Origin of the sequence: Streptomyces daqingensis, assembly GCF_014645895.1 — a bacterium.
In the GTDB taxonomy this organism is placed as follows: domain Bacteria; phylum Actinomycetota; class Actinomycetes; order Streptomycetales; family Streptomycetaceae; genus Streptomyces; species Streptomyces daqingensis.
Genome location: NZ_BMMP01000016.1, coordinates 74,590 through 88,501 on the forward strand (window position 1 = coordinate 74,590; position 13,912 = coordinate 88,501).

At 70.8% G+C, this 13,912-nt stretch carries 12 protein-coding genes; 8 read left to right on the forward strand and 4 right to left on the reverse strand.

The genetic code is table 11. The features are described 5' to 3' along the window. The first annotated feature begins 260 nt into the window (after positions 1-260). The gene (locus tag IEY56_RS22355) at positions 261-767 is read left to right on the forward strand and encodes an ATP-binding protein (RefSeq protein ID WP_189039083.1); all 507 of its coding nucleotides are present in this window, start codon (positions 261-263) and stop codon (positions 765-767) included. A gap of 276 nt (positions 768-1,043) precedes the next feature. On the opposite strand, the gene IEY56_RS22360 is transcribed toward IEY56_RS22355, so the two are convergent. Next, positions 1,044-1,283, reverse strand: coding sequence for a DUF397 domain-containing protein (locus tag IEY56_RS22360; protein ID WP_045865925.1), 240 nt, complete (start codon positions 1,281-1,283; stop codon positions 1,044-1,046). A 357-nt stretch (positions 1,284-1,640) separates the two neighbouring features. Here IEY56_RS22360 and IEY56_RS22365 point away from each other — a divergent pair, with 357 nt between their 5' ends. From IEY56_RS22365 to IEY56_RS22380, 4 genes are all read left to right on the forward strand, one after another. Further along, complete coding sequence (locus IEY56_RS22365) at positions 1,641-3,536, forward strand: ABC transporter ATP-binding protein (RefSeq protein ID WP_189039084.1); 1,896 nt, start codon at positions 1,641-1,643, stop codon at positions 3,534-3,536. A gap of 152 nt (positions 3,537-3,688) precedes the next feature. Then, complete coding sequence (locus IEY56_RS22370) at positions 3,689-4,714, forward strand: rod shape-determining protein (RefSeq protein WP_189039085.1); 1,026 nt, start codon at positions 3,689-3,691, stop codon at positions 4,712-4,714. Between the two features lie 180 nt (positions 4,715-4,894). Further along, positions 4,895-5,101 (forward strand): DUF2277 domain-containing protein, encoded by a 207-nt coding sequence (locus tag IEY56_RS22375; RefSeq protein ID WP_189039086.1) that lies wholly within the window; start codon positions 4,895-4,897, stop codon positions 5,099-5,101. A gap of 160 nt (positions 5,102-5,261) precedes the next feature. Next, positions 5,262-7,001: a BCCT family transporter gene (locus tag IEY56_RS22380; RefSeq protein ID WP_373292157.1), complete on the forward strand. Its 1,740-nt coding sequence runs from the start codon at positions 5,262-5,264 to the stop codon at positions 6,999-7,001. A 102-nt stretch (positions 7,002-7,103) separates the two neighbouring features. On the opposite strand, the gene IEY56_RS22385 is transcribed toward IEY56_RS22380, so the two are convergent. Then, positions 7,104-8,054, reverse strand: coding sequence for a DUF389 domain-containing protein (locus tag IEY56_RS22385; RefSeq protein ID WP_189039088.1), 951 nt, complete (start codon positions 8,052-8,054; stop codon positions 7,104-7,106). A 233-nt stretch (positions 8,055-8,287) separates the two neighbouring features. Here IEY56_RS22385 and IEY56_RS22390 point away from each other — a divergent pair, with 233 nt between their 5' ends. From IEY56_RS22390 to IEY56_RS22400, 3 genes are read left to right on the forward strand one after another with little or no spacing between them, the layout of a single operon-like run. Continuing rightward, positions 8,288-9,274, forward strand: a complete 987-nt coding sequence (locus IEY56_RS22390) for a Bug family tripartite tricarboxylate transporter substrate binding protein (RefSeq protein ID WP_189039089.1) — start codon at positions 8,288-8,290, stop codon at positions 9,272-9,274. Continuing rightward, entirely contained in the window at positions 9,271-9,870 is a 600-nt protein-coding gene (locus tag IEY56_RS22395; RefSeq protein WP_189039090.1) for a tripartite tricarboxylate transporter TctB family protein, read from the forward strand. Before IEY56_RS22390 ends, IEY56_RS22395 begins: the two co-directional genes overlap by 4 nt. 3 nt (positions 9,871-9,873) lie before the next feature. After that, positions 9,874-11,451 carry a tripartite tricarboxylate transporter permease gene (locus IEY56_RS22400; protein ID WP_229712113.1) on the forward strand — a complete coding sequence of 526 codons (1,578 nt, stop codon included), beginning with the start codon at positions 9,874-9,876 and terminating at the stop codon, positions 11,449-11,451. A 98-nt stretch (positions 11,452-11,549) separates the two neighbouring features. Here the strand turns inward: IEY56_RS22400 and IEY56_RS22405 are convergent, their stop codons facing one another. Together IEY56_RS22405 and IEY56_RS22410 are read right to left on the reverse strand one after the other, a co-directional pair. Continuing rightward, positions 11,550-12,299, reverse strand: coding sequence for a DedA family protein (locus IEY56_RS22405; protein ID WP_189039091.1), 750 nt, complete (start codon positions 12,297-12,299; stop codon positions 11,550-11,552). Between the two features lie 161 nt (positions 12,300-12,460). After that, positions 12,461-13,408, reverse strand: coding sequence for a hypothetical protein (locus IEY56_RS22410; protein ID WP_189039092.1), 948 nt, complete (start codon positions 13,406-13,408; stop codon positions 12,461-12,463). Positions 13,409-13,912: the final 504 nt, after the last annotated feature.

Below are 13,912 nucleotides of genomic sequence, written 5' to 3' on the forward strand. Positions count from 1 at the left end.
CTGAGGGAAGTGTGCCATCAATGCGCTTCGTTGCGTGCCCGGGTGATTACACACGATCGAAAGTCTCGCGTGCACGTGCATCTGCCCTTGCATCTGCTCTGGGCATTGGCAACCATGGGGATCGCACAAGTGCGCTGCTTGTCAGCACAGTTGTGACACACGGGGTATGGCGAACGAGGAACAGCGAGACCCATCGGGACAGCAAGCCGACCGGATCCACACAGGATCATCACTGCCGCGATAGCCAGGAGTGGCTCGTCATGGGGACCGAAGGATCGACAGTGCTGGAGCCCGTGTGGCGCGGGCTTCCGCAGCTCGGCCACTCGAGCGTCTCCGGGTCTGCCACCTGCGCGCTGCCGCCGCGTTTCGACGCAGTGAAGAGCGCACGGGACTTCACCCGCGAGACCCTGCAACGCTGGCGACTCGAGGGCGAGTTCGACACCGTCGCCCTCGTCGTCTCGGAGCTGGTGACCAACGCACTGCGCCACGGCCTCACTCCACGGGGCACCACACCGGAGCTGACCTCTCCGGTGAGGCTCGATCTCATGCGCTGGGCGGCACGGCTGGTGTGCGCCGTACGCGACCCGAGCGGGGCGCCGCCCGAGACGACCGCCAACAACTGCACCGAGTTCGTCGACTTCACCGCCGAGTCGGGGCGCGGACTGTGCCTCGTGGAATCCTTCAGCGACGGCTGGGGCTGGCATCCGCTGACGGGCATGATGCGCGGCAAGGTCGTCTGGGCGCTCTTCCGGATAGCGCCGGCGTAGACACGAGAACGGGCAAGCGCGGACAGCCGCGGGCCCTCCAGTGCACCGGCGGCGCGGAGCACGCCCGCGCCGCGGGCCTCGAATCCGCGCCCCCTCGGACTCGTTGACGGTCCGTGGCATCCGGCTGCCCGCACCTGCGACCCCGGCTCAGTCGGCTCCGACCCCGAAGACTTCCGGCCCCGATTCCTTCCGGCTCCGGATCGCTCCGGCTCCGGCTCAACCCCCGGCCGCCCCGGCGGCGTCATACATGACGGCCCTGTTGCCGTCCTCGCGGTGTCAGCCCTGTACGAGGTGGTCGAACTCGCCGTCCTTGACCCCGAGAAGCATCGCCTCGACCTCGGCGGGCGTGTAGACGAGCGCCGGGCCGTCCGGGAAGCGGGAGTTGCGTACTGCTATCTCGCCGCCCGGAAGCTTGGCGAACTCCACACAGGTTCCCTGCGAGTTGCTGTGCCGGCTCTTCTGCCACACAGCCCCGTCCAGGTCCCTGGCGGCCATGCCGTTGTACGGGTGAGGCACTTGGTACTCCCGGGCTGGTGCGGTGGGGGGTGATCGCACAGTGCGCGGTACGGACACCGTCGTCCTTCAACTGCCCTGGATCATAGCCTCGTTCATGTGCCTATGCATGTGCCGATGCACGTGCACGACCCCCTGTCGCCGCGCCATCACAGCCGGTCAAAGCGGGTTGCGGACTGCTGTCCGGCCCTCACCCGGAGTCCCGGGATTCCGTCTCCCCTCACCCGCCCCAGGGGCGCGGGCCCGCCCTCCGCACGTAAGGAACGGCGCCGGAGGCAGTCTCCTTGACTTGAATCGAGCTTCAACTTCTACGGTCGTCCGGTACACCGTCGTCGCGGTACCGGCACTTCAGGAGAGCCCATGAGCATGGAGTCGACAGCGTGGCACGCCCTCTACTCCTCGCGCTTCGCACAGCAGGAGAGACGCCCCGTCTCCCGCGCGGTCCTGCTCCGCATCGCCCGCTTCGCCGGGGGCCACCGGCGCGCGCTGCTCGCCTTCCTCGTCTTCAGCAGCGTCCTGGCACTGCTGACGGTGGCCACCCCGCTGCTCGCCGGCCAGGTCGTCAACGCGATCGAGGACGGCGCCCCGGCGCGCACCGTCGGCGTGCTCGCGGGCGTGATCGCGGCCATCGCCGTGGCGGAGGCCGCCGTAGGGCTCCTCACCCGGCGGCTCTCGGCGGTGATCGGCGAGGGCCTCATCTTCGACCTGCGCACCTCCGTCTACGACCACGTGCAGCGGCTCCCCGTGGCGTTCTTCACCCGCACCCGTACCGGCGCCCTCGTCAGCCGTCTCAACAACGACGTCATCGGCGCGCAGCGCGCGTTCAGCAACACGCTCTCCCAAGTGGTCAGCCAGCTCGTGACGCTGCTGGCGACGCTGGCGGTGATGATGCGCCTGTCATGGCAGATCACGCTGCTCGCGCTCGTGCTGCTGCCGCTGTTCGTGGTGCCGGCCCGGCGGATGGGCGCACGGCTGGCCCGGCTGGAGCGCGAACGGGCCGACCACAACGCCGCCATGGGCAACCAGATGACGGAGCGCTTCTCCGCGCCCGGCGCCACGCTCGTCAAGCTGTTCGGACGTCCGCGGGAGGAGTCGGCCGAGTTCGCCCGGCGGGCCGGCCGTGTGCGGGACATCGGCGTACGCACCGCCATGGTGCAGCACGTCTTCATCACGTCGCTGACCCTCGTCTCGTCCCTCGCCCTGGCTCTCGTCTACGGCCTCGGCGGCTGCTACGCCCTGCGCGGCAGCCTCGACGCGGGCGCCGTCGTCTCCCTCGCCCTGCTGCTCACGCGCCTGTACGCGCCGCTGACCTCCCTCGCCGGAGCCCGTGTGGAGGTGATGAGCGCGCTGGTCAGCTTCCAGCGGGTCTTCGAGGTCCTGGACCTGAAGCCGCTCATCGAGGAGAAGCCGGACGCGGTCTCCGTGGCGGACGGCCCGGTCTCCGTCGAGTTCGACGGCGTCCACTTCTCCTATCCGGCGGCCGAGAAGGTGTCGCTGGCCTCGCTGGAGGACGTCGCCACGCTGGACGCCCGCGGCGGCGAGGAGGTCCTGCACGACATCTCCTTCCGGGCCGAACCCGGCCGCATGGTCGCGCTCGTGGGTTCCTCCGGCGCGGGCAAGTCGACCATCGCGTCCCTGGCCCCGCGGCTCTACGACACCGACAGCGGGACCGTGCGCGTGGGCGGCACCGACGTGCGCGACCTGAACGCCGCCTCGCTGCGCCGCACCCTGGGCGTCGTCACGCAGGACGGCCACCTCTTCCACGAGACCATCCGGGCCAACCTGCTGCTGCCGCGCCCCGACGCCACCGAGGAGGAGGTGTGGGAGGCACTGCGCCGTGCCCGTCTGCGGGATCTGGTCGCCTCGCTGCCGGACGGCCTGGACACGGTCGTCGGCGAACGCGGCTACCGCCTGTCCGGCGGCGAACGCCAGCGGCTGACCATCGCACGGCTGCTGCTGGCCAGGCCGCGGATCGTGATCCTGGACGAGGCCACCGCCCATCTGGACTCCACCTCGGAGGCAGCGGTGCAGGAGGCACTGGGCGAAGCGCTCGCCGGCCGCACATCGATCGTGATCGCGCACCGCCTGTCGACCGTACGGGCCGCTGATCTCATCCTCGTGCTGGAGAGCGGCCGCATCGTGGAACGCGGGACCCACGAGGAGCTGCTGGCCCTCGGCGGACGCTACGAGCAGCTGTACCGGACGCAGTTCAGCCAGTCCCCGTCCGTACCGGCGCCCGCGGCCCCCTCTTCCTGAGCACCGCAGGGGGCTCCACCGGACCCGGCCGGGCACGTCACCCGGCCGGGCCAGCCCAGCGGGCGGTGCGGGAGGGCCGAGTGCAGGCTGAGGAAGGGTCGACGCGCGCGCGGTCCGGCCTCTCCCACGCACCGGCAAGGATGGGATTCACCGTGACCAACCCCCTTGATCAACTGCGCCGCTGCTCGGTGGCCGTCGACCTCGGCTCCGCCCGCACCCGTGTCCACATCAAGCAGACCGGACTGGTCGTGGACGAGCCGTCCGTCGTCGCCGTCAACACCTTCTCGGGCGCCCTGATCGCCGTGGGCGCCGCGGCCGAACGCATGGACGGACGGACGCCCGGCCACATCCGCGTCGTACGGCCCGTCTGCAACGGCACCGTCATCGACATCGAGATGGCCCAGCGGATGCTGCGCGCCCTCGTCGGCACGACGGTCCGCCGGGCGTGGCGCCGCCGGGGCGCGATGCAGCGCGCGGCGGTGACCATCCCGCACGACGCGGACCCGCTCGCGCGCAGCGCCGCGGTCGAGACGATGACAGGGGTAGGCGCCAAGCAGATCGAGCTGGTGGACACGCCCACGGCGGCCGGAGTGGGCTGCGGGCTGCCCGTCGAGCAGCCCGAGGCCACGATGATCCTGGTCTGCGGCGCCACGACCACGCAGATCGCCGTTCTGTCGCTGGGGGCGATCGTCTCCGCCACGACCGTCCCGCTCGGCGGTGACACCATCCACCACGCGGTCATCCAGCACCTGCGCAACCACCACGAGCTGATCCTGCCGAGCCAGGCCGTGCGCCCGCTGCACCTGGCCCTCACCGGCGGGGGCGATCCGACGGCGGCGACCGAGGTGTGGGGCCGGGACGTGGCCACCGGCATGGCACGGACGGTGTGTATCAACCCCGACGACGTGCGGGCGGCCATACAGGCTCCGCTGACCGGGCTCTCCGACGCCATCCGCTCCGTCCTGCACAACTGCCCGCCCGACCTCGTCGCGGACCTCGCGGACCGCGGCATGGTGCTGGCGGGCGGCAGCGCCCTGCTGCCGGGGCTCGACGAGCGGCTGCGCACCGGTACGGGGATGCCCGTGCAGATCGCGGACCAGCCCTCCCTCAGTGCGATCAGCGGGCTGGCGGCCATGGTGGAGGGGCAGATCCAGCCGCTGGGCGCCGATGTGCACTGAACCGCCCGGCGGCGTCCTCCACCGGAGCGCGGCGTACCGGGACGCACCGCGCCGGGCCCTGCCGCGCCGGTGCCGCCGGGGACGTCCCGGCGGCCGGGCCCCGACGGCGGGGTGAGCGCCGGGTTCGACGGACCCGCCCGGACCTCCCGGGCGTGCCCGTCCGGGCGTAGCGTCGGAGGCATGTGCAGAAGCATCAAGACCTTGCGCCCCCCGTACACGGAGACCGTGACCCCGGAGGACACCCGCGCGGCAGCACTGCAGTACGTCCGCAAGGTGTCAGGGTTCCGGCAGCCGGCCGCGCACAACACGGAGGCTTTCGAGTTGGCCGTGGACCGCGTGGCCGCCGCGACCGAGGAGCTGCTGGCGTCCCTCGTGGTACGTCGCTGACGACAAACACTTGCCCTAACGGCATGCTGATCAGATAGTCGGGTAGCTGCTCCAGATTCGAGCAAAATCCGAGAACTGAAAGGTCCACAGCGTGCCGGATAAACGGGTGGAACGGAACGCGACAGAGGAGCCGCCGACCGGCCCCCCTGTCCGTCTGAAGGTGCCATCGGTGCCCCAGACCGACAGAGTGGTGTTCGGCGTCACAGCTCTGCTGACGCTCGCTTTCATCGTGTGGGGGGCCGTCGCCACAGACTCGCTCGAGAGTGTCTCGACGACGATGCTCAACAGCACGATGCACAACGGTGGTTGGGCATTCGTGCTCGCCGCATCGGGATTCGTGGTCTTCTCGCTCTGGCTGGCCTTCAGCCGCTACGGGAAGATCACCCTTGGCAAGGAGGGTGAGCAGCCGGAGTTCCGGACGATCTCATGGGTCGCGATGATGTTCAGCGCGGGCATGGGCATCGGCCTGATGTTCTACGGCGTGAACGAGCCGCTCACGCACTTCGCGACGCCGCCGCCCGGGACGGGGGGCGCGGGAGCGCCGGCGCCCGAGCGCCTGGAAACCGCGATGGCCACGACGCTCTTCCACTGGACTCTGTACCCGTGGGCCATCTACGCGGTCGTCGGCCTGGCCATCGCCTACAGCTGCTTCCGCCGCGGCCGGCGGCAGACGATCAGTGCCGTCTTCACCCCGCTCATCGGAGAGAAGAACGCCAACGGCGCGTTCGGACGCGTGATCGACATCCTGGCGATCTTCGCGACGCTCTTCGGGTCGGCGGCCTCCCTGGGCCTGGGCGCGCTGCAGATCGGCAGCGGTGTCAAGGAGGTCGACTGGTCCTCCAGCGTCGGCACCCCGGTCCTGGTGACGATCATCGCCGTCCTCACCTTGGCGTTCGTGGCGTCCGCCGTCTCGGGCATCGAGAAGGGCATCCAGTGGCTGTCCAACATCAACATGGTGCTGGCGGGCCTGCTGGCCTTCTTCGTCCTCATCGTCGGCCCGACGATCCTGATGCTGAACCTGCTGCCGACGTCGATCGGCTCGTTCATCGGTGAGCTGCCGCAGATGGCCGCCCGTACGGACGACACGGCGGGCAAGGGCGTCGCGGACTGGCTGGCCGGCTGGACGGTCTTCTACTGGGCGTGGTGGATCTCCTGGACGCCCTTCGTGGGCATGTTCATCGCCCGGATCAGCCGGGGTCGCACCATCCGCCAGTTCGTCGGCGGCGTCATCCTGGTTCCGAGCGTCGTGAGCCTCATCTGGTTCGCGATCTTCGGCGGCACCGCCATCAGCCTCGAGCGCGGCGGAGCGAAGATCACGGACGAGTCGACGGCGGAGGGCCAGCTCTTCGCGGTGCTGCGGGAGTACCCGATCGCGAGCGTCACCAGCCTTCTCGTGATGATCCTCGTCGGCATCTTCTTCGTCTCCGGCGCCGACGCCGCGTCCATCGTCATGGGGACGCTCTCGCAGAAGGGCACGCTGGAGCCCAGCCGGAACGTCGTCATCGTCTGGGGTGTCCTCACCGGTGCCGTCGCGGCGATCATGCTGCTGGTCGGCGGTGGCGGAGCCACCGCGCTCAACGGTCTGAAGAACCTCACCATCCTGGTGGCGGTGCCGTTCACGATCGTGATGGTCGGCATGTGCATCGCGCTCACCCGCGACCTGCGGCGTGACCGGGTCATCATCGTCGGCGAGCGCGGCGACGAAGCCGTCGAGACGGCGGTCATCGCCGGTCACGAGAAGTACGGCGGCGACTTCGAGATCCGCATCGGCCCGAGCGAGGGCGACAGCCTGCCGCCTGACGCCGGTCCCGGCCACGGCGACTACGGTCCGGGCTCCGACGGTTCCGACGGCTCCGACGGCTCCGACGACAAGGCGGACGCGGTCCCCCGGAAGGACTGACCCCGCCCCGTCCCCGCGTCCTCGCGGATCACGCGCCCCGCCACCGCTCCATGCGGTGGCGGGGCGCGTCCATGCACGGGGGCCGCGCGCCGGGTGCTCAGGTCAGGCCGGCTGCCGCTGCTCGCAGATCCGGCTGCGCTGCCACGCCCAGAAAGCCTTCTGCGCGAGCAGCGTCAGCGTCCCGGCGAGAAGGATGCCGGCCAGGTTGAGGGCGAGCTGCTCCATGGAGTGGACCGCCTCCGGGATCTTCCCGTAGCTGAGCGCGAGGGCGGCGTTCGCCGCCGCCGGCACAGTCGTCACGGAGATGGCGACGCCCACCAGCGCACCCGATTTGGCTGAGGTCAGCGACAGGATCCCGGCGACGCCCGCCAGCACGGCCACCACGAACGACATCAGGTCGGGGTGCCACACGAAGTCGCTTACGGGGTGCGGCCGTTCGTACTGCCGCTCGGAGAAGAGCCCGGCGGCGTCCATGAGGAGGGTGAAGGCGCCGGTCACGAGCATCGCCACGGGGAAGCCGACCGCCAGCGCCGTCAGCGGACGCCACAGCAGCCGCGGCGCGCGCCTGACCAGCGCGGTGCACACCCCGGCCAGCGGCCCGAACTCCGGGCCGACGGCCATGGCGCCGACGATCAGGATCGCGCTGTCCAGCACCACACCGCACGCGGCGAGCATCGTGGCGAGGATCAGGAAGGCGAGGTACGTCACCGACAGCCGGGACTCCTCGTGCGTCGCGTCCGTCAGCGACTCCCACAGCACGGCGTCGACGCCCTCCCCCGGGGCGTCCACCTCCGCCTGCTCGGCCCGTTCGGACAGGGAGAGGGAGATGTCGTCGACGGTTATCGCGCCCGTGGAGTCCAGGCCCTTCCCCTTCAGTCCGGCGATCAGCCCGTCCGCCGCCTCGCGGGCGACGTCGCACATCACCAGATCCCCCTCGGGGTCGCGGGCGGCCCCGGCGAGGACGACGAGGTGGGCGGTGCCGACAGTCGTGCGCAGGAGGGAGACGACGTCCTCCGTGCAGGAGGCGGGAGTGATCACTCGCAGACGAAGCATGGAGGAAGCGTAGAGGCCGCTCCGCACGCGTGTTCTGCGCGGTGTACGGGTGCCGGACCGGGCGGGTGCCGGCCGGGGAACCGGCGCCGGACGGCCCGGGGCGGCGGCTGTGAACACAACGAACACAAGGATCATTAAGTTCTTTCGCGCACAGGGGGCGAAAGAAACGCGCACCGCGTGCAGCATGTGGGCCGTCCCCTCCAGGACCTCACACACGGAAGGCGGTGCCCCGCGTGCGCAAGCGCACCCTCATGTCCCTCGTCGGGGCGGCGCTGCTCGTGCTGATCGGCCCCCCGCTGATCACCACGGGCAGCGGTGCCGAGACGGGGACGAACATCCCCGGGCTGCAGTTCATGGTGCCCAACACCCCGGGAGGCGGTTACGACATCACCGCGCGTACGGCCGCCAAGGACGCCGAGGACGCCGGGCTCAACCACAACGTCGAGGTGTACAACCTGCCCGGCGCGGGCGGGACGGTCGGCCTCAGCAGGCTCGTCAACGAGCGCGGCAACGGCAAGCTGGCGATGTCGATGGGCCTCGGCGTGGTCGGGGCCGTACGCACCAACGACTCCCCCTCGACGCTCGCCGACGCGACTCCCATAGCCCGGACCGTCGAGGAGCCGAACATCGTCGTCGTCTCCAAGGACTCGAAGTACAAGTCCTTCGAGCAGCTTCTCGCCGACTGGAAGAAGAAGCCCGGCAAGCTGCCCGTCGGGGGCGGCTCCTCCGCCGGCGGGCCGGACCACCTCGCGCCGATGCTCATGGCCAGGGACGCGGGGATCTCCGCGAAGTCCGTCAACTACGTGCCCTTCGACGGCGGAGGCGAACTGCTCGCCTCGGTGCTCGGCGGCAAGGTCGCGTTCGGCGTCTCCGGCATCAGCGAGTACCGGGACCAGATCGAGTCCGGTGAGCTGCGGCTGCTCGCCGTCACCGGCAAGAAGCGCATCGAGGGCTTCGACGCCCCGACCCTCAAGGAGGCGGGCGTGAACGTGGAGTTCACCAACTGGCGCGGCATCATGGCGCCGCCCGGCCTCTCGGAGGCCGAACGCGCCAAGCTCGTCCGCTTCTTCGACGGGCTGCACGACTCTCCGCAGTGGAAGAAGTCGCTCAAGCGGAACGGCTGGGACGACGCTTATATGACGGGCGAGAAGTACGGCCGCTTCCTGGAAGCCCAGGACAAGCGCGTCCAGTCCGTCCTGAAGGAGGTGGGTGAAGGATGACGACGCCCTCCTCAGCACCGACGCCCCCCGGCCGCGCGGAAGCGCCCGCCCCCGCGCACGACGGCCCGGGCACAACGGACTCCCGCCCCGCGCGGGGCGGCTGGCGGGACCGTCTGCGGGGCCGCTCCGAACTCGGCGTCAGCCTCCTGCTCCTGGCCGTCGGCGTGCTCGTACTCTCCGACACGCTGACCATGGAGACCGTCGCGAACCAGCGCGGCCCGGTCGGCCCGCGCACCGTTCCCCTGGCCGTCGGCATCGCGCTGCTGGTCGTGGCCGTCGTCCTCGCCGTCGACGTGCTGCGCGGGGGCCGCGGCGAGGCCGAGGCCGGCGAGGACGTCGACCTGGACGAGCCCAGCGACTGGCGGACCGTCGCCCTGCTCGCCGGGATATTCCTGGCCACGGCGGCCCTCATCGACCCGCTCGGCTTCCCGATCACGGGTGCGCTGCTGTTCTGGGGCTCCGCGTACGCCCTCGGCAGCCGCAACCTGACGCGCGACCCCCTCATCGCGGCCGTCCTGTCCCTGGCCACCTTCGCGGCCTTCAACACCCTGCTGGGCGTTCCACTGCCCGGCGGCCCGCTGATGGGGGTGCTCTGACAGATGGAATCCCTCTCCTCACTTCTCGACGGGTTCGGCACGGCTCTGACCCCGCTCAACCTGCTGTGGGCGGCCGTCGGCGTCCTGCTCGGCACGGCGATCGGCGTGCTGCCCGGCATCGGCCCCGCCATGGCCGTCGCGCTGCTGCTCCCGGTGACGTACGGGCTCGACCCCATCGGGGCGTTCATCATGTTCGCCGGCATCTACTACGGCGGGATGTTCGGCGGGTCCACGACCTCGATCCTGCTCAACACCCCAGGTGAGAGCGCCGCCGTGGTCGCCGCCATCGAGGGCAACCCGATGGCCAAGTCCGGACGGGGCTCGCAGGCGCTCGCGGCCGCGGCCATCGGCCACTTCGCGGGCGGCATGATCGGCACGATCCTGCTCGTCGCGCTCGCGCCGACGGTCGCCTCGCTCGCCGTCGACATCGGCGCGCCGGACTACTTCGCGATCATGGTGCTGGCCTTCATCGCCGTCACCTCGGTCCTCGGCAGCTCGCGTATCCGCGGGTTCGCGGCGCTGCTGATCGGTCTCACCCTCGGCCTCGTCGGCCTCGACCAGATGACGGGCCAGCAGCGGCTCACCTTCGGCAGCCTGCAGCTTTCGGACGGCATCGACGTCGTCATCGTCGCCGTCGGGCTCTTCGCCATCGGCGAGGCGCTGTGGGTCGCGGCGCGGCTGCGCCACACCTCGGGCGAGTCGATGCCGGTGGGACGTCCGTGGCTGGAGCGCGGCGACCTGCGCCGCACGTGGAAGCCGTGGCTGCGCGGCCCCGCCATCGGCTTCCCCTTCGGGGCGATCCCGGCCGGCGGCGCGGAGATCCCGACCTTCCTGTCGTACGTCACGGAGAAGCGCCTCTCCAAGCACAAGAACGAGTTCGGGAAGGGTGCCATCGAAGGCGTCGCCGGACCGGAGTCGGCGTCCTCGGCCTCCGCCGCCGGGACCCTCGTCTCCCTGCTGACGCTGGGGCTGCCCACCACGGCGGTGGCGGCGGTCATGCTGGCCGCCTTCCAGCAGTACGGCATCCAGCCCGGGCCGCTGCTCTTCGAGCGCGAGCCGGACCTGGTGTGGGGGCTCATCGCCTCGCTCTTCGTCGGGATGGTGCTGCTGCTCGTCCTCAACCTGCCGCTGGCGCCGGTGTGGGCGAAGCTGCTGCGCATCCCCCGCCCGTACCTCTACGCGGGGATCCTCTTCTTCGCGGCCGTCGGCGCCTACGCCGTCGGCGGCGAGGCGATCGACATGGTGATCCTGCTGGTCATCGGGCTGATCGGCCTGATGATGCGGCGCTTCGGGCTGCCGGTGCTGCCCGCGATCATCGGCGTCATCCTCGGCCCGGCCGCCGAGCAGCAGCTCCGGCGGGCGCTGCAGATCAGCGACGGTAGCGTGACCGGGCTGGTCGACACCCCCTTCGCGGTGACCGTGTACGCCGTCATCGCGGTGCTGCTGGCGTGGCCGTACCTGCGGCGGCTCGCCGGTCGCGGACGGCCGGCCGGTCCGGGCGGCGACCGGGGCGCGGGCGGCCCGGCGGACCCCGGCGGATCAGGGGAGAGCGGGGGCGAGAAGGAGGAGAGCAAGGTCTGAGGAGCGACCGCACGAGCGGTCCGTTCCTCCCCGCACAGCCCTGCGCCCCGCCTGTCCGGCAGAACCGGACGGGCGGGGCGCAGTCTGTTCCCGGAGCCTCAGCGGCGTGCGTGCCGGCCGCGGCCGTCGCCGGACTCCTCCGGGCCGCCCGCGGCCGGAACCGTCCGGTCCGCCGCCGGGGGCGCCGCATGCTGCGCGCCCGGCCCGGCCGCGGCCCTCTCGGCGTTCTTCTTCTTGCGGGCCCGGAGGTACTCGATGACGATCGGCATCACGGACAGCAGGACGATGGCCACGAGCATCGCCTCGATGTTGTCCCGCACGAAGGCGATCTGGCCCAGACCCGCACCGAGCAGGGTGACGCCCGCGCCCCACAGCACACCGCCGACGACGTTGAAGATCAGGAAGGAGCGGTACCGCATCCGGCTCACGCCCGCGATGATCGGCGTGAACGTCCTCACGATCGGTACGAAGCGCGCCAGCACCAGCGACTTGGGGCCGTGCTTCTCGAAGAACTCGTGCGCCTTCTCCACGTTCTCCTGCTTGAAGAGGCGGGAGTCGGGGCGGCGGAAGAGGGCGGGCCCCACCTTGCGGCCGAACATGTAGCCGACCTGGTCGCCGACGATCGCGGAGATCACCACGAGCGTGCAGACCAGCCACAGCGGGTAGTCCAGGTACTGGTCGGTGGCGACCAGGAGTCCGGCGGTGAACAGCAGCGAGTCACCGGGCAGGAAGAAGCCGATCAGCAGGCCGGACTCCGCGAAGACGATCACGAGGATGCCGATCAGACCGAAGGTCTGGATCAGGTAATCCGGATCGAGCCAACTGGGTCCCAGCGCGAGGGCGGTCACGTCACAGGCTCCTCATCAGGGGCTCACCGCTAGGACATGTCCTAGGGGCGGCGGTCGGGGCGTACACGGTACCAACGCTCGCCGGCCCCGGGACGTGCCCCCGCCGCCGGCGTGCGTACGGCCCGGGGCTGCACCCGCGGCTGCTGCCCCGGGCGGCCCGCTCAGCCCTGCGGAGCGGGGAGCATCTCGTTCCAGTTCGCCCAGTAGCCGCCCTGGCCGTCCGGGACCAGGCCGTCGGGCAGCAGCATGTCGCCCGGGACGCTCGCCTGGGAGGAGGGGGCGCTCGCATAGTACGGGGCCGACTCCCTGCGGTGCTTGCCGCCCTGCCGCCCGCTGGTCTCCTCCGCCTGCACGAACAGCCGTCCCTGCGTGGAGAGATACTGCGCACGGGCCGTCAGCCGGCGCAGGTCCGTGCCGAGTTCGAGCGCGAGGATCTCCAGGTCGACGCCGGACTGCCATCCGTCGACGAGCACCGCGTCCTGTACGGGGGACCAGCCGAGGTGGTCCGGCATCTGCGACTGGTCGTACATCTGCATGTGCTCGTGCTGCTGGTACTGCTCCTGGACGGCGTGGTGGTACTGGTCCTGGACTCCGTGGTGGTGCTGCGCCTGCTGGTACTGCTGCTGGTGCTGTGCGTGCTGGGCGGCGGCCTGCACCTGCTGCTGGGCGGGGACGTGCCCGTACAGCTGCGAGGGGTCGTGTGCGGGAACCGCGTCCTGGACCGGCTGGTGCTGCTGCGCGTGCGCGGCGGTGTGGCCGGGGACGCCGTGGCCGGTACGGACCTGCGGTGTCTCCTGCGTGCGTGCCGCGTCGTCCGGCGCACCGGGGGGCTGCTGCAGATGGGACGGCATGAGCAGTTCGTCGGCGAGGGTCCGGGCGTCGTCGCGGCCCACCGTGCGGCGGGCGATGCGCACTTCACGCTCGTGCAGGCCGAGCATCTCGGCGACGGCCTTGTCGTTCCCCACGACGACCGCGAACGCTGCGAGTGAACGGACCCGGCTCGTCTGCGCGTCGTCGAGTGTGGTCTGTGCTGCCCGTACCTCTTCGTCGCTCTGGCAGAAGGCTCTCGCCAACACCGTGTGCCGTTCCCACAGCTCCCGAGGCTCCATGCGACCCCCGCGTCCTCTCAGTCAATATGTACTGAATTCACAGTCCAAATCATGCAATCCGTCTCTTCGAGGTGCTCAATCTAGTGGCGCCGGGCCCGGGAAACGGGGTGCCGTGGCGGTTGCCCGCGCGTTTCGCGGAATTCCCTCCGGGTACACAAGTACGGCTCCGCGGACGGCCGTCGGGCCGTCACTTCCCGGGCTTTCACTCGTAGGTGCCTGTTCCGCGCGGTACCCGTGTCGGCCGGACGGTCTGCCGCCGTGGGAATTCCGGCAGGGGCGGTACGTACCCAACTCGGCGTGAACTCGGCTGAGTTGCCGCGGCCTACGCGCGGAGCTCACTGCCCTGCGGCACGGCCCGCCGCCCCGGTCCGCCGCTCACGGCGCCGAGTTCGAACGCATTGCCGTGCCGGCGTCCGCCCGGCCGCGGGGAGGGGGCGCGCGAACTCCCGCCGTCCGCCCGGCCATTGCGCGTATCGCCCGATGGAAGTACACGGGTCCACCGGA